The organism is Mycobacterium sp. Aquia_216 (assembly GCF_026723865.1).
Taxonomy (GTDB): Bacteria; Actinomycetota; Actinomycetes; order Mycobacteriales; family Mycobacteriaceae; genus Mycobacterium.
In genome coordinates, this window is record NZ_CP113529.1 from 1,378,096 (window position 1) to 1,403,484 (window position 25,389).

26 protein-coding genes and 2 pseudogenes are annotated in these 25,389 nt (G+C 65.2%); 13 read left to right on the plus strand and 15 right to left on the minus strand.

Features of this window, described 5'->3' with window-relative positions; translation table 11 throughout:
• The first annotated feature begins 11 nt into the window (after positions 1-11).
• From OK015_RS06690 to OK015_RS06710, 5 genes and pseudogenes are all read left to right on the plus strand, one after another.
• Positions 12-782, plus strand: a complete 771-nt coding sequence (locus OK015_RS06690; RefSeq protein WP_326498522.1) for an anti-sigma factor family protein — start codon at positions 12-14, stop codon at positions 780-782.
• Between the two features lie 76 nt (positions 783-858).
• Positions 859-1,083, plus strand: a pseudogene (locus OK015_RS06695) (thiamine pyrophosphate-binding protein); the annotation flags it as partial.
• Positions 1,083-1,385 (plus strand): annotated as a pseudogene (locus OK015_RS06700) (3-oxoacyl-[acyl-carrier-protein] synthase III C-terminal domain-containing protein); the annotation flags it as partial. The pseudogenes OK015_RS06695 and OK015_RS06700, both read left to right, overlap by 1 nt.
• On the plus strand, positions 1,385-2,422 hold the full coding sequence (locus tag OK015_RS06705) for a pyridoxal phosphate-dependent aminotransferase (RefSeq protein ID WP_268130173.1): 1,038 nt from the start codon (positions 1,385-1,387) through the stop codon (positions 2,420-2,422). The pseudogene OK015_RS06700 and the gene OK015_RS06705, both read left to right, overlap by 1 nt.
• Positions 2,423-2,480: 58 nt before the next feature.
• A complete protein-coding gene (locus OK015_RS06710; protein ID WP_268130174.1) occupies positions 2,481-2,981 on the plus strand; it encodes a MarR family winged helix-turn-helix transcriptional regulator in 501 nt (166 codons plus the stop codon).
• 1 nt (position 2,982) lies between these two features.
• Here OK015_RS06710 and mmsB read toward each other — a convergent pair whose 3' ends face one another.
• From mmsB to OK015_RS06740, 6 genes are all read right to left on the minus strand, one after another.
• Positions 2,983-3,867, minus strand: a complete 885-nt coding sequence (gene mmsB / locus OK015_RS06715; RefSeq protein ID WP_268130176.1) for a 3-hydroxyisobutyrate dehydrogenase — start codon at positions 3,865-3,867, stop codon at positions 2,983-2,985.
• Positions 3,868-3,877: 10 nt separating this feature from the next.
• A complete protein-coding gene (locus tag OK015_RS06720; RefSeq protein WP_268130177.1) occupies positions 3,878-5,050 on the minus strand; it encodes an acyl-CoA dehydrogenase family protein in 1,173 nt (390 codons plus the stop codon).
• A gap of 4 nt (positions 5,051-5,054) precedes the next feature.
• Positions 5,055-6,575: a CoA-acylating methylmalonate-semialdehyde dehydrogenase gene (locus OK015_RS06725; RefSeq protein ID WP_268130178.1), complete on the minus strand. Its 1,521-nt coding sequence runs from the start codon at positions 6,573-6,575 to the stop codon at positions 5,055-5,057.
• Between the two features lie 109 nt (positions 6,576-6,684).
• The gene (locus OK015_RS06730) at positions 6,685-7,425 is read right to left on the minus strand and encodes an anti-sigma factor family protein (protein WP_442791270.1); all 741 of its coding nucleotides are present in this window, start codon (positions 7,423-7,425) and stop codon (positions 6,685-6,687) included.
• A 1,742-nt stretch (positions 7,426-9,167) separates the two neighbouring features.
• The gene (locus tag OK015_RS06735; RefSeq protein ID WP_268130181.1) at positions 9,168-10,373 is read right to left on the minus strand and encodes an acyltransferase family protein; all 1,206 of its coding nucleotides are present in this window, start codon (positions 10,371-10,373) and stop codon (positions 9,168-9,170) included.
• A 297-nt stretch (positions 10,374-10,670) separates the two neighbouring features.
• Positions 10,671-10,799 carry a hypothetical protein gene (locus OK015_RS06740; RefSeq protein ID WP_268130183.1) on the minus strand — a complete coding sequence of 43 codons (129 nt, stop codon included), beginning with the start codon at positions 10,797-10,799 and terminating at the stop codon, positions 10,671-10,673.
• Positions 10,800-11,036: 237 nt separating this feature from the next.
• Here OK015_RS06740 and OK015_RS06745 point away from each other — a divergent pair, with 237 nt between their 5' ends.
• Both OK015_RS06745 and OK015_RS06750 read left to right on the plus strand, forming a co-directional pair.
• Positions 11,037-11,579 (plus strand): RNA polymerase sigma factor, encoded by a 543-nt coding sequence (locus tag OK015_RS06745; RefSeq protein WP_268130185.1) that lies wholly within the window; start codon positions 11,037-11,039, stop codon positions 11,577-11,579.
• Positions 11,576-12,271, plus strand: coding sequence for a Rieske (2Fe-2S) protein (locus OK015_RS06750; RefSeq protein ID WP_268130186.1), 696 nt, complete (start codon positions 11,576-11,578; stop codon positions 12,269-12,271). The genes OK015_RS06745 and OK015_RS06750 overlap by 4 nt, the downstream gene beginning before the upstream one ends.
• A gap of 267 nt (positions 12,272-12,538) precedes the next feature.
• Here OK015_RS06750 and OK015_RS06755 read toward each other — a convergent pair whose 3' ends face one another.
• The 9 genes from OK015_RS06755 to OK015_RS06795 form a co-directional block, all read right to left on the minus strand.
• A complete protein-coding gene (locus OK015_RS06755) occupies positions 12,539-13,645 on the minus strand; it encodes an acyltransferase family protein (protein WP_268130188.1) in 1,107 nt (368 codons plus the stop codon).
• A gap of 77 nt (positions 13,646-13,722) precedes the next feature.
• The gene (locus OK015_RS06760; protein ID WP_268130189.1) at positions 13,723-13,941 is read right to left on the minus strand and encodes a hypothetical protein; all 219 of its coding nucleotides are present in this window, start codon (positions 13,939-13,941) and stop codon (positions 13,723-13,725) included.
• A 248-nt stretch (positions 13,942-14,189) separates the two neighbouring features.
• On the minus strand, positions 14,190-15,266 hold the full coding sequence (locus OK015_RS06765) for an acyltransferase family protein (RefSeq protein ID WP_268130190.1): 1,077 nt from the start codon (positions 15,264-15,266) through the stop codon (positions 14,190-14,192).
• Between the two features lie 125 nt (positions 15,267-15,391).
• A complete protein-coding gene (gene rfbC, locus OK015_RS06770) occupies positions 15,392-16,003 on the minus strand; it encodes a dTDP-4-dehydrorhamnose 3,5-epimerase (RefSeq protein WP_268130192.1) in 612 nt (203 codons plus the stop codon).
• A 1-nt stretch (position 16,004) separates the two neighbouring features.
• A complete protein-coding gene (gene rfbB, locus OK015_RS06775) occupies positions 16,005-17,000 on the minus strand; it encodes a dTDP-glucose 4,6-dehydratase (RefSeq protein ID WP_268130194.1) in 996 nt (331 codons plus the stop codon).
• Positions 17,001-17,026: 26 nt separating this feature from the next.
• Complete coding sequence (locus OK015_RS06780; RefSeq protein ID WP_268130196.1) at positions 17,027-17,893, minus strand: LLM class F420-dependent oxidoreductase; 867 nt, start codon at positions 17,891-17,893, stop codon at positions 17,027-17,029.
• A 22-nt stretch (positions 17,894-17,915) separates the two neighbouring features.
• Positions 17,916-18,767: an LLM class F420-dependent oxidoreductase gene (locus tag OK015_RS06785; protein WP_268130197.1), complete on the minus strand. Its 852-nt coding sequence runs from the start codon at positions 18,765-18,767 to the stop codon at positions 17,916-17,918.
• Between the two features lie 38 nt (positions 18,768-18,805).
• Positions 18,806-20,317: an ATP-binding protein gene (locus tag OK015_RS06790; RefSeq protein WP_268130199.1), complete on the minus strand. Its 1,512-nt coding sequence runs from the start codon at positions 20,315-20,317 to the stop codon at positions 18,806-18,808.
• Between the two features lie 14 nt (positions 20,318-20,331).
• On the minus strand, positions 20,332-22,014 hold the full coding sequence (locus tag OK015_RS06795) for an FAD-dependent oxidoreductase (RefSeq protein WP_268130201.1): 1,683 nt from the start codon (positions 22,012-22,014) through the stop codon (positions 20,332-20,334).
• 257 nt (positions 22,015-22,271) lie between these two features.
• Between OK015_RS06795 and infA the strand changes: the two genes are divergently transcribed.
• The 6 genes from infA to OK015_RS06825 all read left to right on the plus strand — a co-directional run bounded on the left by infA (position 22,272) and on the right by OK015_RS06825 (position 25,379).
• Complete coding sequence (gene infA, locus OK015_RS06800; RefSeq protein WP_003418601.1) at positions 22,272-22,493, plus strand: translation initiation factor IF-1; 222 nt, start codon at positions 22,272-22,274, stop codon at positions 22,491-22,493.
• 51 nt (positions 22,494-22,544) lie between these two features.
• Entirely contained in the window at positions 22,545-22,658 is a 114-nt protein-coding gene (rpmJ, locus tag OK015_RS06805; RefSeq protein ID WP_003879483.1) for a 50S ribosomal protein L36, read from the plus strand.
• A gap of 182 nt (positions 22,659-22,840) precedes the next feature.
• Entirely contained in the window at positions 22,841-23,215 is a 375-nt protein-coding gene (gene rpsM, locus OK015_RS06810) for a 30S ribosomal protein S13 (protein WP_268130204.1), read from the plus strand.
• 6 nt (positions 23,216-23,221) lie between these two features.
• Positions 23,222-23,641: a 30S ribosomal protein S11 gene (rpsK, locus tag OK015_RS06815; RefSeq protein ID WP_268130205.1), complete on the plus strand. Its 420-nt coding sequence runs from the start codon at positions 23,222-23,224 to the stop codon at positions 23,639-23,641.
• 11 nt (positions 23,642-23,652) lie between these two features.
• The gene (gene rpsD, locus OK015_RS06820; protein WP_268130207.1) at positions 23,653-24,258 is read left to right on the plus strand and encodes a 30S ribosomal protein S4; all 606 of its coding nucleotides are present in this window, start codon (positions 23,653-23,655) and stop codon (positions 24,256-24,258) included.
• Positions 24,259-24,335: 77 nt separating this feature from the next.
• Positions 24,336-25,379, plus strand: a complete 1,044-nt coding sequence (locus OK015_RS06825; RefSeq protein WP_268130208.1) for a DNA-directed RNA polymerase subunit alpha — start codon at positions 24,336-24,338, stop codon at positions 25,377-25,379.
• The last annotated feature ends 10 nt before the right edge of the window (positions 25,380-25,389 follow it).

A 25,389-nucleotide genomic window follows, 5' to 3' on the forward strand; every position in this document is an offset into this window, starting at 1 on the left:
GGTGACAGGAGATGGATGAAATGAAGACGCCGATGCGAGGTGTAGGCCCGCCAGGCGACAACGAGGTCTTGGGTCTGATCATGGGTGACAATCACCGCTACGCGATGTGGGATGCCGCGTACGTGCTGGGGTCGTTGTCGTCCGTGGACCGCCGCGAATTCGAGGGTCACATGGCCCATTGCGCGGCATGCCGGGAGGCCGTCGCTGAGCTCAGCGGAGTGCCGGCCCTGCTTTCGCAGCTTGATCGTGAAGAAGCGACCGCGATCGCCCAGTCCGGCGACGTGCCGCCCGCGACACCGGAGATGTCGCCCGAGCTGTTGCCGTCGCTGCTGGCCAAGGTGGCTTGGCGCCGACGCCGCACGCGCGCGATTACCTGGGTGGCCTCGTCCGCCGCGGCCGCGGTGCTGGCGGTAGGCGTGTTCGTCGGCATTCAGACTCATTCCCCGTCGGCGACGCCGACGCAGCCGGTGGCCGCCTCGTCGGAGATGGCGCAGGTGGGTACCAACCTGCTGACGTCGACGGTGCAGATTTCCAGCCAGCACTGGGGGACGTCCATCAACTTGAAGTGCGTCTGCCTGGCTCCGCCGTATGCGCACCATGACACGCTGGCGATGGTGGTGGTCGGTCGCGACGGCAGCCAGACTCGGTTGGCGACCTGGGTCGCCGAACCCGGCCACACCGCGACGCCGGCCGCGAGCATCTCGACGCCAATCGAGCAGATTGCGGCCGTGCAGATCGTCGCCGCCGATAGCGGCCAGGTTCTGTTGGAGCGTTCACTGTAAAGACCGCCGTCAGGTGAACCGGTGGCTCACCTGGTTCGTGCCCTAGGCATCGTCTCAATCGAACTTAGGTGAGCAGATGCCTCGGAAGCAGCGGGTGGTTGGCAGTATCGTCGAATGTCTTGCGTCAATCGGCGTGGACCACATCCTCGGCATTGACGGCGCCAACACCGAAAATCCTTATGGCGCCGCGCATTTCCGCTCCAGCCTCACCGCCGTCCTGGCCAAGCACGAGTTCTCCGCCACGATGGCTGACGGGTACAGCCGCAGTGGGGCCGGGCTGGGGGTGGGGGCCGCGACCTCGTGGCTTTCGCGGTCTGTAACCGAATCAGCTTGCCCGCCAAAGACATCGGTCTGATGATCACCAACCAGCCCAACATGGCATTTCTGTGCAACTGGCGTGACGCGCTCGACCCGCCGCCGGAACGCCACCGCGACACCTTTGACGAGTGCGGCAATCTGTCCGTTGCCGGTATCCCGATCGATCTGGAGCGTGCGATATCCGACGGTCGACTCGAGTCCGGCGATGTGGTGCTGATGGCGGGCTTCGCCCACGCCGGTGACTTCGCCGCCGCGGCGGCGGTGCGCTGGGGCGGGCGAAACTGATGCAACCCAGCGTAGTTTCCGACACGGCGCAGGCCGATGGAGCGGTCGCGCCCAGGATCGATCCACTGGCCTTGTCGCTCAACGAAAATCCATTCCCTCCGCTTCCCGCGGTGCGATCGGTGTTGGTCAAGTCGATCGATGCGGTCAACCGGTATCCGGAATTCGTGCCCGATCGGCTGCGCAACCTGATCGCGAGTCGCATCGGGGTCGGTACGGATCAGGTGGTGCTGGGCGCCGGAGCGACGGGCGTGGTGCTGCAGACCCTGCAGGCACTGACCGTTCCGGGTGACACGATGGTCATGTCGACGCCCACCTTCGACGGTTACCCGATCATCGCGCAGATGGCGCGGTTGAACTCGGTGACCGTGCCGCTCTACAAGGGCGGTCACAACGACCTCGATCGCCTGGCTAATGCCGCCGCGAGTGCCCGTGTGGTGGTGGTGTGCCGCCCGCACAATCCCACCGGCACGCTGGAGCCGGCGTCACACCTGTTCCGGTTCCTGCGCCGGGTGCCCCGCGACACCATCGTGCTGCTTGACGAGGCGTACATCGAATTCGCCGAACCCGAACACCAGATCGAGGTTTCGGCGCTGACGCGGCGATTCCCCAACGTGGTGGTGGTACGGACCTTTTCCAAGGCGTACGGGCTGGCCGGGCTGCGGGTCGGCTATGGGGTCGCGGCGCCCGAGCTGGCCGCCACGATGTGGTCCCACCAGCTGCCGTTCGGCATCGCGATGACCAGCTTGCCCGCGGTCGCGGCGTCCTATGACGCGGAAGATGAACTACTGCAACGGATTCGGATGATCATCTCCGAGCGCCGATACCTTCGGATGCGGCTGTCCGGGCTGGGGATATACACGACCGACGCGCACGCGAATTTCACCTACCTGCCGTCGAAGACCGGGCAGGGGCGGCAATGGAGTGAGGTATTCGCCGAAAGCGGGCTTCGGGTGCGCTGCTATCCGGACGGCGGCGCGCGGATTACCGTGGGCAGCCGCGTATCCACTCTCGCGGTGCTGTCCGCGGTCGGCAGATGATCACTCACTGAATCGCGCCGGTTGACCCGCTTTTACCGCGAGTGCGGTAAGAAAAGGCGTGGCCCCGGACAAGAAGCGCGACCCGATCGCCGCGGCGCGTACCAACTGGGAGCGCGCGGGCTGGGGAGATGTTTCGCAGGGCATGGTCGCGGTGACCTCGGTGATGCGTGCCCATCAGATCCTGCTGGCCCGCGTGGAGACGGCGCTGCGACCCTATGACCTGAGTTTCTCGCGCTACGAATTGCTGCGCCTGCTGGCCTTCAGCCGGACCGGGGCGCTGCCCATCACCAAGGCGTCGGACCGGCTGCAGGTCCATGTCACCAGCGTGACCCACGCGATTCGCCGGCTGGAAGCTGACGGACTGGTTCAGCGGGTGCCGCACCCCACCGACGGGCGCACGACGCTGGTGCAGATCACCGACCTCGGCCGCTCGACGGTCGAGGATGCCACCGTCACGCTCAACGAGCAGGTGTTCGCCGATATCGGCATGGACACCGCCGAATCGCAGGCGCTGGTGGAGTCGATTGATACCTTGCGCCGCAACGCCGGTGATTTCTGACTCAGCTGTTGCGGAGCAGCTCGATGACGGCGCTGAAATCTTTGTTGGCGTGGTCGGCGGCGAACTTCGCGTAGATCTCGGCGGCGTGCGTGCCCAGCGGGGCGGCTGAACCCGTTGACGTCACCGCGTCCATCGCCAGGCCCAGGTCCTTGTTCATCAGCGCGGTCGCGAAGCCCGGCTTGAAGTCGTTGTTGGCCGGCGACGTCGGGACTGGACCCGGCACCGGGCAATTGGTGTGTACCGCCCAGCAGTTGCCGGTGGCGCCGGTGATCACGTCGAACAGCGACTGCGCCGACAGCCCGAGCTTCTCGGCCAGCACGAACGCCTCGCCGACCGCAATCTGTTGCACCGCGAGCACCATGTTGTTGCACACCTTGGCGGCCTGGCCGGCCCCGGCGTCGCCGCAGTGAATGATCTTGCCCGCCATGGGTTCCAGCACCGGCCGTGCTTGTTGCACCGCCGGCTCTTCGCCCCCGACCATGAATGCCAGCGTCCCGGCGACGGCGCCCTTCACTCCGCCGGAGACCGGGGCATCCAGCTGCGCAACCCCGTGCGACGACGCCTGTGAGTGCACCTCGCGGGCGTCGTTGACCGAGATCGTGGAACTGTCGATGAACAGCGCACCGGCGCGCGCAACCGGCAGCACCTCGGCGTAGCAGCGTTTGACGATGTCTCCGTTGGGCAGCATGGTGATCACCACGTCGGCCTCGGCGACCGCGTCAGCCGCGCTGTCGAAGACCTCGACGCCGCCTTCTGCCGCGGTTGCCGCCGCCGCGGGCACCGGGTCGAAGCCGCGCACGGTGTGTCCCGCGCCGAGCAGGTTCGCCGACATCGGGCCGCCCATGTTCCCCAGCCCCAAGAAGGCGATCTTAAAAGGCTCCGTCATTGCTGCCTTCCTAAGCGGTGGCCCTGAATCGGCCGGCCTCGGCGCGACCGATGACCACCCGCATGATTTCGTTGGTCCCCTCGAGAATTCGGTGCACCCGAAGATCCCGGACGATCTTTTCCAGACCGTACTCGCGCAGGTAGCCATAGCCACCGTGCAGTTGCAGCGCCTTGTCCGCCACCTCGAAACAGGTATCGGTGACATAGCGTTTGGCCATCGCGCACAGCTCGACCTTGTCGGGGTCGTCGGCGTCCAGCGCACTTGCAGCGCGCCACAACATCATTCGCGAGGTCTGAAGGCCGGTCGCCATGTCGGCCAGGGTGAAGCGGATGGTGGGCTCGTCGAGCAGCGCGGAGCCGAACGCCTGGCGCTCACGCACATACGCTCCCGCCTTGTCGAAGGCCGACTGCGCGCCGCCGAGCGAGCAGGCCGCGATGTTGAGCCGGCCCCCGTTGAGGCCCTTCATCGCAATGCCGAAGCCGGCGCCCTCGCCGTCGGCACCGCCCAGCATCGCGTCGGCGGGAACCCGCACTCCCTCCAGGATCACCTGTGCGGTCGGTTGGGCGTGCCAGCCCATCTTCTCCTCGAGTGCGCCGAAACTCAGTCCCGGAGTGCCCTTCTCGATGATGAAGGCCGAAATTCCGCGCGGGCCCTCGCCGCCGGTGCGGGCCATCACCAGATAGACGTCGGAGGCGCCCGCGCCTGAGATGAACTGCTTGACGCCGTCGAGCACGTAGTCTGCGTTTTTTTCGGGGCCCTGCTTGACGGCGCGAGTGCTCAATGCGCTGGCGTCCGACCCGGCGCCGGGCTCGGTCAAGCAGTAGCTGGCGATGACATCCATCGGCGCCAGCCGCGGAATCCATTCCTTGCGTTGCTCGTCGGTGCCGAAGCTGTCGATCATCCATGCGCACATGTTGTGGATCGACAGGAATGCGGCGGTGGTGGGATCGGCGATGGCCAACTGTTCGAAGATCCGCACCCCGTCGAGCCGGCGCAGCCCGCTGCCGCCGACGTCGTCGCGGCAGTAGATCGCCGCCATGCCGAGCGCGGCGGCCTCACGCAACACCTCGGTCGGAAAGTGCTTGGTCGCTTCCCATTCCAAGGCGTACGGGGCAATGCGCTTGGCGGCGAACGCGGCCGCCGTTTCGCTGATGACCCGTTCGTCGTCATTCAGGGCGAACATGGCCCTAATCCATTGTCGGGATGACGAATTCGGCGCCATCCTTGATGCCGGACGGCCACCGCGATGTCACGGTCTTGACCTTGGTGTAGAACTGGATCGAAGCCGGGCCGTGCTGGTTGAGGTCGCCGAAGCCGGAGCGCTTCCAGCCGCCGAAGGTGTGATAGGCGACCGGGACCGGGATCGGCACGTTGACGCCGACCATGCCCACCTCCACTCGTGACACGAAATCGCGTGCGGCGTCGCCGTCGCGGGTGAAGACCGCCACGCCATTGCCGTATTCGTGCTCGGACGGCAGCCGCAACGCCTCCTCGTAGTCGTGCGCCCGCACGATGCACAGCACCGGCCCGAAGATCTCGTCGGTGTAGATCGACATGTCGGCGGTGACGTGGTCGAACAGGGTCGGCCCGATGAAGAAGCCACCTTCGAGGTTGGCGTCACCGAAGGTCAGGTCGTCGCTGCGGCGGTCGCGGCCGTCGATCACGATTTCGGCGCCGGCGGCCACTCCCTGATCGATGTAGTTGCGCACCCTGGCCAGCGCGGCCTCGGTGACCAGTGGGCCGTAGTCGGCCTTGGGGTCCAGGCTGTGTCCCACCCGCAGGTTGTTGATCCGCTCGATTAGCCGGGCGCGCAACCGGTCTGCGGTCTGCTCGCCGACGGGCACCGCGACGCTGATTGCCATGCAGCGCTCGCCGGCGCTGCCGTACCCGGCGCCGATCAGCGCGTCGACGGCCTGGTCGAGGTCGGCGTCGGGCATCACGATCATGTGGTTCTTGGCGCCGCCGAAGCACTGCGATCGCTTGTCGTTGGCCGCGGCGGTCGAGTAGATGTAGTGGGCGATGTCTGAGCTGCCGACGAAGCCGACCGCCTTGATGTTCCGGTGGTGCAGGATCGCGTCGACGGCTTCCTTGTCGCCATGGACGACCTGGAACACTCCGGGCGGCAGGCCGGCCTCGAGGAACAGTTCGGCCAGGCGCACCGGGACCGACGGGTCGCGTTCGCTCGGCTTGAGCACGAATGCGTTCCCGCAGGCGAGGGCGGGCCCGGCTTTCCACAGCGGAATCATCGCCGGGAAGTTGAACGGGGTGATGCCCGCGACCACGCCCAGGGGCTGACGCAGCGAGTAGACGTCGATGCCCGGACCGGCACCCTCGCTGTATTCGCCCTTGAGCAAGTGGGGGATCCCGACGCAGAACTCGATCACCTCGATGCCGCGCTGAATGTCGCCGCGCGCATCGGCCACCGTTTTGCCGTGCTCGAGGGACAGTAACTCGGCCAGCTCGTCGATGTTCTTGTTGACCAGGTCGATGAACCGCATCATCACCCGCGCGCGGCGCTGGGGATTCGTTGCGGCCCAGCCCCTTTGCGCCTCAACCGCCGATGATACCGCGGCATCGATGTCGGCCGACGAGGCCATCGGGACTTTCGCCTGCACCTGGCCGGTGCTGGGGTTGAAGACGTCGGCCGTGCGGGTGGACTGCCCGGCGACGCGCTTCCCGTCGATGAAGTGCGGGATCTGTGTGGTCATGACTGTCCTCAGGTTGATCGCGGACGGGCTAAGCTCAGATTACTTGCATATCCTAGTAACAATGAGTCGGGGTTGGCAAGCAAGCACACGATGGGGCGCCCGGCGAAATCTACAGTGAACGTTGCAGGAGCACCTGGCCGCTGTCGGCGGAAACCACCTGCACAGCGGCGATTTCACCGACAGGCGTGGAAATGCTGCCGGTCGCCGTCGCGGTATGGCCCGGATTTGCCACCCAGGTTGCCAACCGAGTGTGGCTACCGTCGCGACCTACCGCGACCATCGCGAGCGTGTCGTGATCGGAGTTGACCGGAGCCAGGCAGACGCAGTTCATCGCGATGAGCGTTCCCCACTGCTGGCTGCTGAGCGAGACCGTCGAGGCCAGTCTGTTCGTCCCGACCTGCGCCATCGGCGCAACCGCCACGCTCGCCTGCGGCGTAGGCGCGGATGTCGGAGAAGGGGCCGCGATGCAGACGAACACGCCGATCGCGAGCACCGCGGCGGCGGCGGCCCCAGTCGTCCATGTCACGATGGCCGACCGGCGCCGCCGCCAGTTCACCTTGGCCAGCAGGGTTGGCAGCAACTCGTCGGGCGGCACCGGTTCGTCGCCACTGCGGTCTGCCTCGTCGATTGCCGCCACCTCGTCACGATCGAGCTGCGATAGGAGGGCCGGCAAGCCGCTGAGCTCGCCGACGGCGCTCGGGCACAACGGGCAGCCGGCCAGGTGCGCTTCGAATTCCTGCCGTCCGACCGACGACAGTGATCCGAGCACGTATGCGGCATCCCACATCGCGTACTCGTCATGCCCGGAGAGGTCGCCGCCGTGCGGCGTCCCGGGCCGCCGTAGCGGCATCATCGTGTAACTCTCATCTCCTGGTAGGCCAGATCGGTAGTTGGCCGTCGGACGGCCAATGAGCGCGCGATCGCGTCGGCGATCAGCGACCTGCCCGGGGCTTGCGGGCCGGTGCTGTGCGGCTCTCGTCGATAATTGCGTTGCGGGCGATGGTGAACGGCCAGTGCCGGTGAGAATAGGCACTGGATTCACCTCCTTGCTGGCAAAACGATCGACGGGTCCGTTTGGTTCACCCGCGGGGTCAGCCGGGAGCCCGGGCAGCGTCGACGTCCGGACGGTCGCCGGCGGGGCACGTATCGCGCAGGGGTCGTCCGCTAACGCACCGCCGCCCAATGCCGAGATCTGCTCAGTCAAGCCGGACTCCAATGACCCGGGTGTGCAAACCGCTTCACCCCTCGGCGCGGTCGAGGCGCTCGCGGCCCAACCCACGTGGGACGCCGGCGGGTGGGGTTAGCCTTTATCCCGATGCACACGATCGAGGCCGATTACCTCGTGATCGGCGCGGGCGCCATGGGCATGGCGTTCGTCGACACGCTGGTCACAGAGACTTCAGCGACAAAGGCCCGCGTCGTGGTGGTCGACCGCAACGATGCGCCGGGTGGCCATTGGACGGTCGCGTACCCGTTCGTCCGGTTGCATCAGCCTTCGGTCTTCTACGGTGTCAACTCGCTTCGGCTCGGGCGCGACACGATCGACCAGAGCGGTTGGAACGAGGGGCTTTACGAGCTAGCGACCGCCGGAGAAGTCTGCGCCTACTACGACCACGTCATGCGCCAGCAGCTGGTGGCGACCGGGCGCGTCCGCTACTTCCCGAAGAGTGAATACCAGGGTGCGGGCCGCTTCGTCACCCTGGCCGGGGCGGAGTACACCGTTGAAGTGACGTGCCGCGTCGTCGACGCCACCTACATGCGGGTCACGGTGCCCGCGATGCGCCCACCGCCGTATCGGGTCGCGCCGGGCATCGCCTGCGTCCCGCCCAACCAGCTGCCCGGCCGCGCCGCGCACGAACGCTACGTCGTCGTTGGGGCCGGCAAGACCGGCATCGACACCTGCCTGTGGCTGCTTGGCCATGGCATCGCGCCGCAACGGCTCACCTGGATCGTGCCCCGCGACTCCTGGCTCCTGGATCGCGCGACGATGCAGCCCGGGTCCATGTTCGCCGACCGGATCAAAGCCGGCTTCATCGCACAGCTGCGGGCGATCAGGGACGCCACCTCACCCGATGATCTTTTCGCGCGCCTTGAGGACGCCGGCACCTTGCTGCGGATCGACCCGGCGGTGCGCCCCACGATGTACCGCTGCGCGACCGTCACCCTGGCCGAACTGGACCAGTTGCGTCGCATCGGCGATGTCGTTCGCAAGGGCCACCTGCTGGCCATCGAGAGCGACAAAATGGTCCTCGACGGCGGTGAGGTGGCGATGGACGGGCGCGCGCTCTACATCGATTGCACCGCCGACGGCGCTGAAAAGCGCCCTGCGACAGCAATTTTCGATGACGGGCGAATCACACTGCAAAGCGTTCGCGGCTGCCAACAGATATTCAGCGCCTCGCTGATCGCCCATGTGGAGGCGGCTTATCCCGATGATGTCAGCAAGAACCAGGTGTGTGTGCCGTTGCCGCACCCCGACACCGACCTCGACTGGCTCCGTATCGCGCTCGCCGACTACAGCAATCAGCTGCGCTGGTTCGACGACGCGGACCTGACCGCCTGGCTGGCCGCGGTCCGGCTGGATCTCTTCGGTCATCTTGTGGGCCAGTTACTACCCCCGGAGTCGGCCAAGCCTCGGGTGCGCGAGCGGATACTGGGCGTAGCCAAATCAGTGCTTTCCGCGACCGCCACGAAGCTCGACGAGCTGGTCGCCGACGGACCGGATTGACCCACCGCCGCATCGCGGTCACCGGTGGCCCACCGGCGCTTGAGGCGGGATTTCAGCGACATCGCGGGCCTTTCCACCAGGAACCAGCTCAGCGCGGCGAGCGGCAGGGTAGTGAGCACCCCAAGGGCAAAGAACGCCAACGTATTTAGGCTGGCAAGCCCGCAGACGGCCAGCATCTGCTGAGCGGGATACGAGTAGATGTACATGCCGTAGGACAGATCCGTACGCAGACTCAGGCGCTTGTTGTGGAGGAGCGACCCCGAAACAATGATGGCGTACGCCAGCGGAATAGCCGCGAGGACACGGTAATTCGGCAGTAGACCGGAGATGAGAACGATGACCATGCTGACCGCGACGAGCCACCACCGCGCGGGAATCAGGTCTTTCCATTGATACATCATGGCTCCGGCCGAAAACGTAATGGCGGAGCGCGCAATGAGCTGCGGAATGCTCCATGCCCCCGGAAATTCAAGCGGCGCAACCATTATCGAGCCGACCAGGGCGAGTGCGAAGATTACGGGCGAGGTCCACCGGCGACGGGCGAGTCCGACGATGCCCAAGGCGGCAACGGCGAGGTAGCACATCACCTCCCAGATGAGCGACCACAGGGCGCCGTCCCAGATGCCGGGATCCGGGACCCCTCGTGGGGTTCCGTCGATGCCGAACTGAAACACCGACACCAGGGTGGCGTTTTTCACGACGTATTCGAACGGCGCGCTGGACATGAGTAGTTTTGCGGGTGAACCTCCCTGAATCGCCACACTGAGCGGGGCGAAGACGAACGCGATGATGACCAGGCAGACATAGAGGCCGGGCAGGATGCGCAGCGCTCGAGCGGTCAGATAATCACGCAGTCGCGGGTTGCGCAGCCAACTCGAGGTGATCAGAAATCCGGATATCGCGAAGAACCCGTCGACTCCCACGCACAGGAGAAGCTGGAGAACCGCCTTGGACGAGACGGTGCGGTTGGGGATCAGGTAGGAGTGGAACACGATCACTTCGAACGCCAGCGCGAGCCGGAACGCGTTGAGCGCATTGCTTCGCGGATCGAATACCTGACCCAGTTTCATCCGACTGCGCCCCTCGTGTCGTCTTCGCGTTGCCATACGTCGTAGCGCGGTCGCGTCAACCTAAGTCAAGGTAGAGGTATTTGCCTTGCGGTGCAAGCAAATCGGTGATCCATGGGGGTCAAGTTGGCCTCGAAGTCAGCAGCTTCTATGAGTTTGCTCTGTACGGCGATTGTTAGGTGGCCGGCCCGCGGTTAATCAGGAGAAAATGATGGGTTGGCTACTGTTCAGGCTCCGCCTACCGCCGCGAATTCGAGACCGGCGTCCCTGTGGGTGCAGGCAGAGTCTCGTCGACCGCCGCTATGCGACTGAATAGTCGAGCAGTGAAACTACGGTCAGGAGCAGCGCCGCGGCAACCACGACAGACGTCAGCGTGCGCCAGGCCATGGTCGGTGGCGGAGCTGTCGCGTCGGCGGTCGTCAAGGTCACCAGACGAACACCCCGGGCAAATTCCCTTCAGCTTGCCGCTCCGTCGCGTGCCGCCGTCCTGGCCCGACCGGCGAGCAAGGCAGCGGCCAAGAAGGTCGCTGGTCTGGACGAGCACACAGAACGCGACCATGGTCCACCGCGCGCGACCATCCGGACTTCTTTTGCTAGAACGATGCATAGAGGCCGTGCCCGGAACGGGTGTAACCCCCGCAGCTATTGATCGGGTGAGGGAGGCACGTGACGTCACCAAACGAACCCGCGAGCCCACGCCCCCTGCGCGCGGTGCCCAACGACGGCTACACCGACTGGGAGACCGTGTACCAGGACAACGCGACCTGGGTGTACCGGACGCTGTTCGCCCGGGTCGGTAACCGGGCGGACGCCGAGGACCTCACCGCCGAGGTGTTTCTCGCCGCGCTGCGGCCGCTGCGGCTGACCGCGAGTATCGGCGAAGTGCGCGCGTACCTGCGCGCCACCGCGCGAACGGTGCTGGCCGCGCATTGGCGCGAGACCCTGGGGCGGGAGATAACCTCGATCGAGGAGGACATCGAGCAACCACCCGATAGCGAGGAAGCGATCAGTACCGCACCGGCACGCGTCGCCCAGGTTCTCGACAACCTCCCGGACCGCTATCGCCATATTCTGGAACTACGTTTCCTGCAAGGCAATTCGATCAAGGAGTCAGCCGCGGAACTCGGAATAAGCGTCGCCAACGCCAAAGTGCTCCAACATCGGGCGCTGCGGCTGGCGGCGCAGGTCAACGATGGGGGCCAGTTATGAATGCGCGAGGGTTTCGCCGTTACGTCGACGATCTGTTGCGGGGACGCCGGCCAAAACCGTTTGCGCCCGACGACTTTGAGGCCGCACAGATCCGTACGGCGATCGAGTTGTGCGCAGCCGGACAGGGTGACGACGCTCCGCGCCAGGAATTCCTTGACGATCTGCACCGGCGCCTGGCCGAACAAATGTCCGGCGTCCCCGCGCAGCCTGTTCCCACGCCGAACACGACGCGCCGTCAGGTCATCGTCGGTACGTCCGCCGCGGCGGCCGCCGCGGTCACCGCGGTCTCCATTGACCGGGCCGTGACGGGAAGCGTCACCGAAGGCCCCGCCGTCGCCGGGCAACTGACGCCCAATGATGGAAGCTGGCAACGGATCGCGGTCAGTTCGGACGTACCCGACGGGCGCATGCACGCGTTTGATCTCGGTTCGGTCAGCGGATTCGTCCGCCGCGTCGACGGCAAGCCGCAGGCCGTATCCGGAGTATGCACGCATCAGGGGTGCCGGTTGTGGTTCGACGCGCCGGACGACAGATTGCGCTGCCCCTGCCATTCGACCTCGTTTTCTCCCGCGGGAGAGGTGCTCGCCCATCAACTGCCGATCGCGCCAAAGCCCTTGCCCAGATTGATGGTTCGTGAGACGAATGGGGTCATCGAGGTGTTCGCCCCGCCGCACCCCGAACAGCCGGCCTAAGCCGTGTGACACCCCTGCTATCAGATGGCATGACTGCCATCATGTTTCGAAAACACCGGGCCTTGGCTGCGGCTGGCGCGATACCCCGATCATCGTGTTCAGCCATATCCCGTTGTTCGCGATGTATCCGGATCGGGGCTGGGGCAGGCCAGCGTGTCGTCGGCTTTACCGAGCGTGGTTGGAACCCAGTGCCATATGCGGCGATCAGCGTGGGGCCGAAGTACTGACCGTGCTGCTGTTGACGCATTCGGGGCTACCCCGCTGGCGTCAGGTTCGGGAGGCTTCGGAGAGCTGGGGAGCAGACCACTTCGGCGTGATTCGGGATTTGAGGGACTGTGCGGGCTTCTCGATTAGGAACCAGCTCAGCGCGGCCAGCGGCAGCGTTGCGGTGGTCGTAATGACGAAGAACAGCAAGGGGTTCAAGCCGGCAAGCCCACTGACGGCCAGCAATTGCTGAGTCGGGGATGCATATATGTAGGTTCCGTAGGAAAGGTCTGTACGCAATCTCAACCGCTTGTTGCGGATCAACGAACCCGAAACGATGACGGCGTACGCCAGCGGAAGGCCACCGACCAGCCGGTAGTCGGGCAGCAGGCTCGACGCCAGAACGATGAGCACGCTCACCGCGACGAGCGACCACCGAGCGGGGATGACGTGTCGCCACTGATATAGCAGCGCCCCAGCCGAGAACATGATCGCGAAGCGCGCAGCTAGCTGCAAGTTGGTCCATTCCCCCGGGAAGGTAAGTGGTGGCAACAATGCTGCCCCAAGCACTGCGAGCGCAAAGATTGCCGGAGAAACCCAACGGCGATTAGCGAGTCCGATCAGGCCGATGCCGGCAACGGCGAGATAGCACAGCACCTCCCATATCAGCGTCCAGGTAGAAGCGTTCCAGATCCCGGCGTCAGGCACCCCTCTCGGTGTCCCCGCGATATCCAGCTGAAGCGCCGACAACAGTGTGCTGTTTTTCAAGACGTACTGGACTGGCGCACTGGACAATAGAAGCGGCGTAACCGCGCGACCCTGAATTGCCAGACTGAGCGGGGCGAACACGAAGGCGGTCACCACCAGGCAGACATAGAGCCCGGGGAGGATGCGACGAGCTCGAGCGAGGAGATAGTCACGCAGTTGAGGGTTCCGAAGCCAACTCGACGTGATCAAGAATCCCGAAAGCGCAAAGAACCCGTCAACCCCAACCGAGAAGAGAAGCTGGAGAAGCGGCTTGGACGACACGCTGTGGCCGGTGACGGAGAAGGAATGCCACAGAATTACCTCAGCCGCCAACGCCAACCGGAAAGCGTTCAGTGCGTTCCGTCTTGGATCGAATACCTGCGCCAGTTTCGTGCGCGGTCGCGCCGCCGTCCCATATCCCATGTGGCGCCATCATAACGTGATTGTCGGGGTCGGCTCGGCGTGCGGTGGGAAAACCTTTGGTGCAGCAACGACAGCGACTAGGCGGGCTGCTCGGCTTCAGCGAGCTCAGAGCCGGACCGCTTCCGCTTGAGTCGCGACTTCAGCGACTGAGACGGCTTCTCTATCAGAAACCAGCTCAGCGCGGCCAGCGGCAGGGTCGCTACCGTCGCAACGATCGCGAACACGAATGGATTCAGACTGACCAGCCCGCAGATCACCAGCAACTGCTGGCGGAAGCGCGTAAACGTAGGTGCCATGGACAGGTTGGCAACCGTGAGTAATTGTTGTGAACCAGCGCACCGGAAACGTAGCGAGCGGAATCGCGCCAAGAGACGGTAATCGGGCAGCAGCCCGGCTGCGAGAACGACAACCACGCTCACCGCGACGAGTGACCATCGAGCCCCGACCCGTGACGGCCAAGGAGTGCCAGAGGATCACCTCGGCCGCCAGCATCAACCGGAAGGCGTCCAGTGCATTTTTCCGCGGATCCGAATGCCTGTCCTAGTCACGAACGGCCGGCTTCGGAAAGCTCGGAGCCCGACCACTTCCGCTTGAGCCGCGTTTTGAAAGACTGCGCGGGCTTCTCTATCAGGAACCAGCTCAGCGCGGCCAGCGGTATGACGGCCAACGTCGAAAGTCCGGCGAATACAACCGGATTCAGCGTCGCGAGCCCACAGCTTGCCAGCAATTGCTGAGTCGGGAATGCGTAGATGTAGACGCCGTAGGAGAGATCCGTGCGCAATCTCAAGCGCTCGTTGTGGATCATGGTGGCCGAAACGACGACGGCGTATGCCAGCGGAAGTGCAGCGACCACTCTGTAATCGGGTAGCAAAGCGGCGGCGGCGATCACGATGACCACGCTCACCGCGACTAGTGACCACCGAGCGGGAATCACGTCGCGCCATTGATACAGCAGCGCACCTGCCGCGAACATGATGGCGGATCGGATGGCGAGCTGCGGGATGGTCCACACTCCCGGGAAGGTCAGCGGCGGCACCAACGTCGCGCCAATCGCCGCCACCCCCAGCAGCACTGGCGAAACCCACCGGCGAGTGGCCAGCCCGGCCAACCCGAGGCCAGCGACGGCGAGATAACACATCAGCTCCCAGATCAGCGACCACAGCGAAGCGTTCCAGCCGCCGTCGGCAAAGGGCACACCGACCGGTGTTCCGCCGACGTAATGCTGGATGTAGGCCACCGCACTGTTCTTCAGGACGTACTCGATCGGCGCGAAGGACGTCAGCAGCTTCGCCGCCGAACCGCCTGTGATCGCCACATTGAGCGGAGCGAACACGAACGCGGTGACGATCAGGCAGACGTAGAACCCTGGCAGGATCCGCAGCGCTCGAGCGGTGAGGAAGTCACGCAGTTTCGGATCGTTGAGCCAACTCGCGGTGATCAGGAATCCGGAGATCGCGAAGAATCCGTCGACGCCCACCGAGAACATGAGCTGAAGCAGCGCGTGCGGCGGCAGGTGGCCCGTGATCGGCCAGGAGTGAAACAGCATGACCTCGGCGGCCAGCAACAGCCGAAACAGGTTCAGTGCGTTGCGTCGTGGATCGAACACCTGCGCCAGCTTCATGTGTCCCATCCGTATCTGTCGTCGACTGCGCGTAGCGGCCAGAATTTCCCCGCGGAATCCCCAAGGTAGTCGATGAGTCCCGACAAACGCGGGTTCGATGTCAGCCCGACGTTGCTGTGACTATCTCAGCCTTTATTGCGCAAATCCCCGACGAATTTCTGCGTCTCTTCCCAGGTGGGTAGCAGGCCCGCCGCGCGTACCTCGTCGAAACTGGGGGCGGCGGCGTCGCGATCGGACAAATTCGGGGCGGCGCCGTCAGCCAGCGGCCAGTCGATGCCCAGGGTCGGGTCGGTGGCCAGGATGGTGTGTTCTCGCTGCGGGTTGTATTCCGCCGAGCATAAGTACATGACGGTCGAATTGTCCTGCAGCGCAAGGAAACCGTGCCCGAGCCCTTCCGAGACATAGATGGACCTGCGGTCCTTGTCGTCGAGCAAAACCGAGTCCCATTGGAGGAACGTCGGTGAGCCGACCCGGACGTCGACCACCACGTCGAGGACCGAGCCGTGCACGCAGGTCACATATTTGGCCTGGCTGGGTGGTACCTGGGCAAAGTGCACACCCCGCAGCACGCCGGCCGCCGACGTCGAGCAGTTGGCTTGCCGCAGATCCAACCGATGATCCGCGAAGCCCTTGAACCCCCGGTCGGTAAACCATTCGAAGAAGGTGCCGCGGGAATCGCCATGAATCTTCGGGGTGATTTCCCACGCGCCGGGGACTTTGAGTTCGCGGGCTTCCATCTCATTGACCCCGTTCTTCGTAGCGGGCTTCCGACGCGTCTTTTATTGGGCGCCACCAGGATTCGTTGGCACGATACCAGTCGATGGTCTCGCTTAAGCCCTCCTCGAAGTCGGTGTGCTTCGGCGCCCAGTGCAATTCGTCATACAGCAGCGATGGGTCGATGGCGTAGCGCAGGTCGTGGCCGACGCGGTCGGTGACGTGGTCGAAGTCGTCGGGGTCACGACCCATCATCCGCAGCACGGTGCGCAGCACGGTCAGGTTGTCGCGCTCACCCTCGGCGGAAATCAGGTAGGTCTGGCCGATCTGGCCCTTGTCCAGGATCTGCCAGACCGCGCTGTTGTGGTCGTCGACGTGGATCCAGTCGCGGACGTTGGCGCCTTTGCCGTAGAGCTTGCACCGTCGCCCGGTGAGCACGTTGGTGATCTGCCGCGGGATGAACTTCTCGATGTGCTGATACGGCCCGTAGTTGTTCGAGCAGTTGGACAGGGTCGCGCGCACGCCGTACGACCGCACCCAGGCCCGGACCAGCATGTCGGCCGCGGCCTTGGTCGCCGAATAGGGGCTCGACGGGTTGTAGGGCGTCGACTCGGTGAACCGCTGCGGATCATCGAGTTCCAGGTCACCGTAGACCTCGTCGGTCGAAATGTGGTGCAGCCGCACGCCGCGACGTCGTACCGCTTCCAGGATCGTGTACGTGCCAACCACGTTGGTGTGCAGAAACGGCTCGGGGTTGTCCAGCGCGTTGTCGACGTGACTCTCGGCGGCGAAGTGCACCACCGCGTCGGCCTCCCCGATCAGCTGGGACACCAGCTCGGCGTCGGTGATGTCGCCCTCGACCAGCCTGATGGCGTCGTCGACGTCGGCCAGCGACTCGCGCCGTCCGGCGTAGGTCAGGGCGTCGAGCACCGTCACGGAAACGTCGGGACGTTCGCGCACCGTGCTGTGCACGAAATTCGCGCCGATAAAACCGGCGCCACCGGTGACCAGCAGACGCATGGAGAAACCCTAACCGAGGGTCCCGGTCAGCTGGCGGGGGTTAGCCCAAGCGGCCCGGCCAGTTCCCTCAGCGAGGGCAGGAGTGTTTCTGCGTTGTAGCCGCCCAGCACCTGGATGGCCACGTGATCGGCACCGGCCTCCAGGTGCTCGTTGAGACGCTTCACGATCGCCTCCGGGGTGCCGTAGGCCACCACCGCGTCGATCAGCTTGTCGCTGCCCGGCTTGCGCACATCGCTTTCGGTGAAGCCCAGCCGCAGCCAGTTGTTCACATAGTTGCTCAGCCCCAGGTAGTGCTCGACGATCTGGCGTCCCGCGGCGCGCGCTTCGTCGCGGTCGGTGGTCAGCACCACCTTGTGCTCCGGGGCCAAGAACACCGTGTTGCCCAGCTGGTCGCGCGCCTTGGCCGTGTGCTCCGGCGTGGTCAGGTACGGGTGGGCGCCGGCGCTGCGTTCCGCGGACAGCGCCAACACCTTGGGCCCCAGCGCCGCGAGCACCCGCCGGCTGGTCGGCACCAGCGCCTCGTCCAGGGCATCGAGGTAACCGACCAGTGCGGCGTACGGCTTGGCGTACTCCTGGGTGTGCTCGGGGTGGCCCACTCCGAGACCGAGCAAAAACCGTCCGGGGTAAGCACCTTCGACGCGTTTGAAGGACTCGGCGACCGGTGTTGCCGCCGCCGTCCAGATGTTGACGATCCCGGTGGCCAGCTGCAGCGAGCTGGTCTGCGCCAATGCCGGTTCCACCCAGGCCAGCTCGGCGTCCGGTGACCCCCCGATCCACGCGGCGGGGTACCCCAGCGCTTCGATCTCGGCCGCCAGTTCGGGTGTGACCGAACGAGTGGGCAGCCACACCCCGTAACGGCCGAGGTTGGGCTTGAGCGATACGGCGTCTGTCATCGAGGTTTGCCTCCGCGGTTGGTTACGAGCGGTTCAGTCCCAGCGGCCCCGCTAGTTCAGCCAGCGCCGAAACCAGGTTTTCATCTTTGGTGAGGACCTGCACGGGCACGTGGTCGGCGCCGGCGGCGAGGTGCTCGTTCAGCCGCGCCGCGATCTGGTCCACAGTGCCATAGGCCACCACCGCGTCGACCAGCCGGTCGCTGCCCGGCCGCACGACTTCGTCGTCGGCAAAGCCCGAGCGTTTCCAGTTGTTGCGGTAGTTGGCCAGGTTGAAGTACATGTCCAGGGCCTGGCGTCCGACCGCCCGAGCCTTGTCCGCGTCGGTGGTCAGCACCACCTTGTGTTCGGGTGCCAGAAACGCCGACGGACCGATCAGCTCGCGTGCGTGTGCGGTGTGCTCGGGAGTGGTCAGGTAGGGATGCGCGCCGGCGCTGCGTTGCGCCGAGAGTCCCAGGACCCGCGGGCCCAGGGCCGCCACCACTCGGCGATGCGCGGGCACCCCGTACTCGTCGAGTGAGTCCAGGTACTCGACCAGGGCGTCGTAGGGCTTGCGGTAATCACTGATCATCTCGCGGTGGCCGACACCGATCCCGAGCAGGAAGCGGCCCGGGTAGGCCTTGTCGATCCGGTGGAACGACTCCGATACCGCCTTGGCCGCCGCGGTCCAAATGTTCACGATCCCGGTGGCCACCTGCAACGTCGTCGTCGCTTCCAGAATGGGCTCCACCCATTCCAGCTCGGCAGGCGGCGAACCGCCCACCCAGACGGCTCCGTAGCCCAGGGACTCGATTTCCTTGGCTTGCTGGGGCGTTACGCCACGTCCGAACACTCCGAACCGGCCGAGATTGGGTTTGCTTGCAGCTGCGTCGGTCATGCCGTCTCTAACCCGGCCCGTGGTGACGCTATTCCACGCTATTGCGGCTCGTCTTCATCCACGTCTTCGTCGGTGACGGCGACGTCCGCGACGGGCGGCTTCTCCAGCGGCAGCAGCACGATGAACCGGGTATCGCCGGGCACCGACTCCACCCGCAGATCGCCGCGGTGTTTCTTGACGACGATGTTGAACGCGAGATCCAGCCCGAGGCCGGTGCCCTCCCCGAACGGCTTGGTGGTGAAGAACGGCTCGAAGATGTGCTCGCGGATATCGGCCGGGACTCCCGGCCCGGTGTCACAGATTTCCACCCGGGCCATGTTCTCGCCGTATCGGCAGGTGCGGACGGTCAGGGTGCCACCCGTGTCGCGCATCGCGGCGATCGCGTTGTCGATGATGTTGGTCCATACCTGATTGAGATCGCCCGGATAGCAAGGGATTTCAGGAAGCGATTTGTCGAAATCCTTCACCAGGCTGATCGCTTTGCCGTCCTTGCCGCCGTCCTTGGTCAATCGGTCGGCGAACATCACCAGCGTGCTGTACAGCAGGTCGTGCACGTTGGCCACCTGGAAGGGGGCCCGATCCATTTGCGAATACTGCTTGGCGTCGGCGACCAGTGCCGAGATCCGTTTGCTGGCTTCCAGAATCTGGTTCATCAGCAGTTCGCTTTCGATGGTGTAGTTGATCCATCGGATCGCTTGCTCCAACGACGCCGATGCGAGCTCGTCGGTGACCGTGGATATCCGCTCCAGCCACGCGGTGTCGACACCGCCCTCGACGAACGTCGGCGCGATGTCCCATCCGCCGTCGATGCCGTGGTCCTCTAGCCAGTCGCCCACGGCGTCCTCGCGGTCGGAGGTCTCGAGCGCGCTCAGGTGCTGCGACGCCGATTTGGTGACCTGCTCGGCGACCCGCTCCTGCAACCGCACCAACGCGCTCAACGCCTCGGGCGTGACGGTGCCGTCGGCGAGCATCGCCAGCTTTTGCCGCATGTTGGCCACTCGTTCGCGCAGGTCCGACGCGGCCCGTGAGATCGCCGCGGCCGGATTGTTGAGCTGATGGGTGAGCCCGGCCGACAGCCGTCCCAACGCCAGCAGCTTCTCCCGGTTGTCGATGATCCGGCGGGTCCGGTCGGTGCCGACGGCGATCCCGTCGAGCAGGTGGACCGCCATCGGGAACTGGTCGCGCATGAACTGCGCGAAGATCGGCGCGTCCATCACGAAGAAGCGCGACGGCTTGGTCACGTGGACCGAGGCGTCGTAGCTCTTCTGTGCCCCGCCGGTGAACGCCCGCCAGGCGCCGCAATACACGCCGCGTTGCGAGGTGCGGTTGGTTTCGATGTCCTGCCCGCCGGAGAGCTTGGACATCATCAGCTCGCCCTCGATCAGCACGTAGAAGCACGTCGCCGGCTCGCCCTCGACGCAGATGGGGCCCACCGGATAGTTCGCGATGTGCCCCTGGCTACACAACACCGCGAGCTGTTCGTCGGTCAGGGCCTCGAACAGGAACAGGCTGCGCAGTTCGTCGGGCTCACACGGCGTCTTGGCGGTCATGACGTGCGCCCCTTCTACGACTCGGCGAGGTAGCGGTGGACCAGCATCACGGCCATCGACCCCTCACCGACGGCGGCCGCGACCCGTTTGGCGGACGTGGAGCGGACGTCGCCGGTGGCGAACACGCCCGGCACGCTGGTTTCCAGGTGGTGCGGTGGGCGGTCCAATGTCCAGCCGCACACGTTGCGCAGGTCCGGGCCGGTCAGGATGAAGCCGTGGTCGTCGCGGGCGAGCACGCCGTCCAGCCAGTCGGTGCGCGGGGCGGCCCCGATGAAGATGAACATCCGGGCGCAGGTGACCTCCTCGCTGGTGCCGGTGCGGTTGTTGAGCAGGGTCAGCTTCTCCAGGTGATCGGTGCCGGTGGCGCACCCGACTTCCGTGCAGGTGCGGACGGTGATCTTGGGGTTCCGTTCGATCTGCTGGATCAGGTAGTACGACATCGACGCCTCGAGCGACGGCGCGCGCACCAGGATGGTCACCGATTTGGCCTCGCGGGACAGGTGCATGGCAGCCTGGCCGGCGGAGTTGGCCCCGCCGATCACGTAGATCTCTTCGTCCTCGCAGTCGGAGGCGAAGGTGGTGGCGCCGTAGTAGACGCCGCGGCCGGTCAGCTCCGTGCACCCGGTCGCGTCCAGTTGCCGGTAGGACACGCCGGTGGCCAGGATGACCGCGTGGGCGTCGACGGAACCGCCGTCGGCGAACCGCACGGTGCGCTTCGGCCCGTTGATCTCCAAAGCGGTGGCCGTCCGGGCGGTGATGAGCTCGGCACCGAACTTCTCGGCTTGCAGACGGGCCCGCTGAGCCAGCTGACCACCCGACACCCCGTCCGGGAAGCCGAGGTAGTTCTCGATCCGGGAGCTCTGGCCGGCCTGGCCGCCGGTCGCGGTGCTTTCGATGAGGACCGTGCGCAGCCCCTCGGAGGCGCCGTAGACGGCAGCGGCCAGGCCCGCGGGCCCGCCGCCGATGACGATCAGGTCGTAGAACTCCTGGGACAGCTGGGTCGAGAGCCCCAGCGTGTCGGCCAGTTCGGCGTCGGTGGGTTCGACAAGCGGATCGCCGTGTTCGGTGACGACGACGGGCAGTCGCAGTCCGTCCTCGCCGGCCGCCTTGAGCAGCTGTTGGCCGAGGGGTTCGTCGGCCATGAACCAGTTGTAGTGCAGCCCATTGCGGGCCAGGAAGTCGCGGACCTCCCAGGACCGTGCCGACCAGCGGTGCCCGATCACCTTGGTGTGCGGAATAGCGTGTTGGGGCGCCGCCCGCCAGGCCTCCAGCAAGGCGTCGACGACCGGGTAGAGCTTCTCCTCCGGCGGATCCCACGGCTTGAGTAGGTAGTGGTCGAGGTCGACGACGTTGATCGCGTCGATCGCGGCGTGGGTGTCGGCGTAGGCGGTCAGCAGGATCCGTCGTGCCGCCGGGTACAGGTCCATGGCCTGTTCGAGAAACTCGATGCCCGTCATCTGGGGCATCCGGTAGTCGGCGACGATCGCGGCGACCGTTTCGCCGCGCAGTTTGAGCTGCTTCAGGGTGTCTAACGCCTCGGGACCCGATTCCGCGCGCACGACGCGGTGCGCCTCGCCGTATTTGCGCCGCAGGTCCCGGGCCACGGCGCGGGATACCGAGGGATCGTCGTCGACGGTCAAGATCACCGGCTTGCGTGACTGCTCGGCGCCATCAATGGGACGTGCGGGATTTGTCATCGGGGTCAAGTATGCGCTCGTCAGGCGTGGTGTGGCGGGTCGAGGTCGCGCCCACGACCGCTGTGATCGCGGATTTTGGCCACGCCGCCCAAGCGGGTACCATGGACCGACGGTGCGACATTCCGCGCCGGCTTTCTTGTGTGTCCGTTCCCTAGGAATTTCCTGTCACCGGCTCACGTTCCAAAGTCGGTGTGAATGCTGTGCCTTTGTTGGCGCAGACGAGAACGAAACTAAACGACGAGGATTTGACGAGAAGTATGGCCAAGAAGGACGGCGCCATCGAGGTCGAGGGCCGGGTGGTCGAGCCCCTGCCCAATGCGATGTTCCGCATTGAGCTGGAGAACGGTCACAAGGTGCTTGCCCACATCAGCGGCAAGATGCGGCAGCACTACATCCGCATCCTGCCCGAGGACCGGGTGGTGGTGGAGTTGTCTCCCTACGACCTGTCCCGGGGCCGCATTGTGTACCGGTACAAGTAAAAAGCCCACCCCAACAGAACCTACGAGAAGACAGACAGGATCGATACGGCCGTGAAGGTGAACCCCAGCGTCAAGCCAATCTGTGACAAGTGCAGGGTGATCCGTCGGCATGGGCGGGTCATGGTGATCTGCTCCGATCCGCGTCACAAACAGCGTCAGGGCTAAGACCCGGCCCGCTGTGCACAACTGAATGATGACCTCCCAGCACCACTGAGCTGCCCGGCGCGTCAAGCGCCAAAAAGACGAATCAGCGCAGCTCACCCACGCCCGGACGGAGGCCGGGCCCCGATCGAATCGGGAACGGGCTGGGATTAGACCTCCGCTGAGAAAAAGAGGAAACGCCACCTATGGCTCGACTAGTAGGCGTCGATCTGCCGCGTGACAAGCGGATGGAGATCGCGCTGACGTACATCTTCGGCATTGGCCGTACCCGCTCCAACGAGATCTTGGAAGCGACCGGTATCGACCGGGACCTTCGCACCAAGGATCTCACCGACGATCAGCTGACCCACTTGCGCGACTACATCGAGGCCAACCTCAAGATCGAGGGTGACCTGCGCCGTGAGGTGCAGGCAGACATCCGCCGCAAGATCGAGATCGGCTGCTACCAGGGTCTGCGGCACCGTCGCGGGCTGCCGGTGCGCGGCCAGCGCACCAAGACCAACGCGCGTACCCGCAAGGGCCCCAAGCGCACCATCGCCGGCAAGAAGAAGGCCAGGTAATCGCCCATGCCACCAGCCAAGAAGGCAGCATCTTCGGCCCCCAAGAAGGGGCAGAAGACTCGTAAGCGGGAAAAGAAGAACATCCCGCACGGCGCCGCGCACATCAAAAGCACGTTCAACAACACGATCGTGAGCATCACCGACCCTCAGGGCAACGTCATCGCCTGGGCGTCGTCGGGCCACGTCGGCTTCAAGGGCTCGCGGAAATCGACTCCGTTCGCCGCGCAGCTGGCCGCCGAGAACGCCGCGCGCAAGGCCCAGGAGCACGGGGTGCGCAAGGTCGACGTGTTCGTGAAGGGCCCGGGTTCGGGCCGGGAGACCGCGATCCGGTCGTTGCAGGCCGCCGGCCTGGAGGTCGGCGCGATCTCCGACGTCACCCCCCAGCCGCACAACGGCTGCCGTCCGCCCAAGCGCAGAAGGGTCTAGGTAGGAAGATAATGGCTCGTTACACCGGACCCATGACGCGCAAGTCGCGTCGACTGCGCACCGACCTCGTCGGTGGCGACCAGGCCTTCGAGAAGCGTCCCTACCCGCCCGGCCAGCACGGTCGCGCGCGGATCAAGGAAAGCGAATATCTGCTGCAGATGCAGGAGAAGCAGAAGGCCCGCTTCACCTATGGCGTGATGGAAAAGCAGTTCCGTCGCTACTACGAAGAGGCCACGCGGCAATCCGGCAAGACCGGTGAGGAGCTGCTGAAGATCCTCGAGAGCCGGCTGGACAACGTGATCTACCGCGCCGGCATCGCACGCACCCGCCGGATGGCCCGCCAGCTGGTCAGCCACGGGCACTTCAGCGTCAACGGCGTGCACGTGAACGTCCCCAGCTACCGGGTGTCGCAGCACGACATCATCGACGTGCGGGAGGGTTCGCTGAACACCGTGCCGTTCCAGATCGCGCGGGAGACGGCGGGCGACCGTCCCATCCCGGGCTGGCTGCAGGTGGTGGGGGAGCGTCAGCGCATCCTCGTTCACCAATTGCCCGAGCGGGCACAGATCGACGTGCCGCTCACCGAGCAGCTCATCGTCGAGTACTACTCGAAGTAACGGACTTTCGGGCCGGCCGGCTCGAAAACCCTAACGGCATCAAATAGCGGGTGCCGAGAAGGAGAAGAAGAAACACCATGCTGATTTCTCAGCGACCCACACTGTCCGAGGAAATCCTCACCGACAGCCGGTCCCAGTTCGTCATCGAGCCGCTGGAGCCGGGTTTTGGTTACACGCTTGGTAATTCGCTGCGGCGGACGCTGCTGTCGTCGATTCCGGGCGCGGCCGTCACCAGCATTCGCATCGACGGCGTGCTGCACGAGTTCACCACCGTGCCCGGCGTCAAAGAGGATGTCACCGACATCATCCTGAACCTCAAGGGTCTGGTCGTGTCCTCCGAGGAGGACGAGCCGGTCACCATGTACCTGCGCAAGCAGGGCCCGGGTGAGGTCACCGCGGGCGACATCGTGCCGCCCGCCGGCGTCACGGTGCACAACCCCGGCATGCACATCGCGACACTGAACGACAAGGGCAAGCTCGAGGTCGAGCTCGTCGTCGAGCGCGGTCGTGGTTACGTGCCGGCCGTGCAGAACCGTGCCTCCGGTGCCGAAATCGGCCGTATCCCAGTCGATTCCATCTACTCGCCGGTGCTCAAGGTTACCTACAAGGTGGATGCCACTCGTGTCGAGCAGCGCACCGACTTCGACAAGCTGATCCTGGACGTCGAGACCAAGAGTTCGATCACCCCCCGCGACGCGCTGGCGTCGGCGGGTAAGACCCTGGTCGAACTGTTCGGCCTGGCACGGGAACTCAACATCGAGGCCGAGGGCATCGAGATCGGGCCGTCGCCGGCCGAGGCCGACCACATCGCCTCGTTCGCGCTGCCGATCGACGACCTGGATCTGACCGTACGGTCCTACAACTGCCTCAAGCGCGAGGGTGTGCACACCGTCGGCGAGCTGGTGAGCCGTACCGAGTCCGACCTGCTCGACATCCGTAACTTCGGCCAGAAGTCCATCGACGAGGTCAAGGTCAAGCTGCACCAGCTGGGCCTGTCGCTCAAGGACAGCCCGCCGAGCTTCGACCCGTCCGAGGTCGCGGGCTACGACGTCGCCACCGGCACCTGGTCCACCGAGGCTGCTTACGACGACGCGGACTACGCCGAAACCGAACAGCTCTAAAGCTTTTGAA

Excerpts from the sequence above, each read along its gene's own strand:
- OK015_RS06690 (WP_326498522.1), top strand. The coding sequence starts at position 12 with ATGGATGAAATGAAGACGCCGATGCGAGGTGTAGGCCCGCCAGGCGAC.
- OK015_RS06705 (WP_268130173.1), top strand. The coding sequence starts at position 1,385 with ATGCAACCCAGCGTAGTTTCCGACACGGCGCAGGCCGATGGAGCGGTC.
- mmsB (WP_268130176.1), bottom strand. The coding sequence starts at position 3,867 with ATGACGGAGCCTTTTAAGATCGCCTTCTTGGGGCTGGGGAACATGGGC.
- OK015_RS06720 (WP_268130177.1), bottom strand. The coding sequence starts at position 5,050 with ATGTTCGCCCTGAATGACGACGAACGGGTCATCAGCGAAACGGCGGCC.
- OK015_RS06725 (WP_268130178.1), bottom strand. The coding sequence starts at position 6,575 with ATGACCACACAGATCCCGCACTTCATCGACGGGAAGCGCGTCGCCGGG.
- OK015_RS06730 (WP_442791270.1), bottom strand. The coding sequence starts at position 7,425 with ATGCCGCTACGGCGGCCCGGGACGCCGCACGGCGGCGACCTCTCCGGG.
- OK015_RS06735 (WP_268130181.1), bottom strand. The coding sequence starts at position 10,373 with ATGAAACTGGGTCAGGTATTCGATCCGCGAAGCAATGCGCTCAACGCG.
- OK015_RS06750 (WP_268130186.1), top strand. The coding sequence starts at position 11,576 with ATGAATGCGCGAGGGTTTCGCCGTTACGTCGACGATCTGTTGCGGGGA.
- OK015_RS06755 (WP_268130188.1), bottom strand. The coding sequence starts at position 13,645 with ATGGGATATGGGACGGCGGCGCGACCGCGCACGAAACTGGCGCAGGTA.
- OK015_RS06760 (WP_268130189.1), bottom strand. The coding sequence starts at position 13,941 with ATGGCACCTACGTTTACGCGCTTCCGCCAGCAGTTGCTGGTGATCTGC.
- OK015_RS06765 (WP_268130190.1), bottom strand. The coding sequence starts at position 15,266 with ATGAAGCTGGCGCAGGTGTTCGATCCACGACGCAACGCACTGAACCTG.
- rfbC (WP_268130192.1), bottom strand. The coding sequence starts at position 16,003 with ATGGAAGCCCGCGAACTCAAAGTCCCCGGCGCGTGGGAAATCACCCCG.
- rfbB (WP_268130194.1), bottom strand. The coding sequence starts at position 17,000 with ATGCGTCTGCTGGTCACCGGTGGCGCCGGTTTTATCGGCGCGAATTTC.
- OK015_RS06780 (WP_268130196.1), bottom strand. The coding sequence starts at position 17,893 with ATGACAGACGCCGTATCGCTCAAGCCCAACCTCGGCCGTTACGGGGTG.
- OK015_RS06785 (WP_268130197.1), bottom strand. The coding sequence starts at position 18,767 with ATGACCGACGCAGCTGCAAGCAAACCCAATCTCGGCCGGTTCGGAGTG.
- OK015_RS06790 (WP_268130199.1), bottom strand. The coding sequence starts at position 20,317 with ATGACCGCCAAGACGCCGTGTGAGCCCGACGAACTGCGCAGCCTGTTC.
- OK015_RS06795 (WP_268130201.1), bottom strand. The coding sequence starts at position 22,014 with ATGACAAATCCCGCACGTCCCATTGATGGCGCCGAGCAGTCACGCAAG.
- infA (WP_003418601.1), top strand. The coding sequence starts at position 22,272 with ATGGCCAAGAAGGACGGCGCCATCGAGGTCGAGGGCCGGGTGGTCGAG.
- rpsM (WP_268130204.1), top strand. The coding sequence starts at position 22,841 with ATGGCTCGACTAGTAGGCGTCGATCTGCCGCGTGACAAGCGGATGGAG.
- rpsK (WP_268130205.1), top strand. The coding sequence starts at position 23,222 with ATGCCACCAGCCAAGAAGGCAGCATCTTCGGCCCCCAAGAAGGGGCAG.
- rpsD (WP_268130207.1), top strand. The coding sequence starts at position 23,653 with ATGGCTCGTTACACCGGACCCATGACGCGCAAGTCGCGTCGACTGCGC.
- OK015_RS06825 (WP_268130208.1), top strand. The coding sequence starts at position 24,336 with ATGCTGATTTCTCAGCGACCCACACTGTCCGAGGAAATCCTCACCGAC.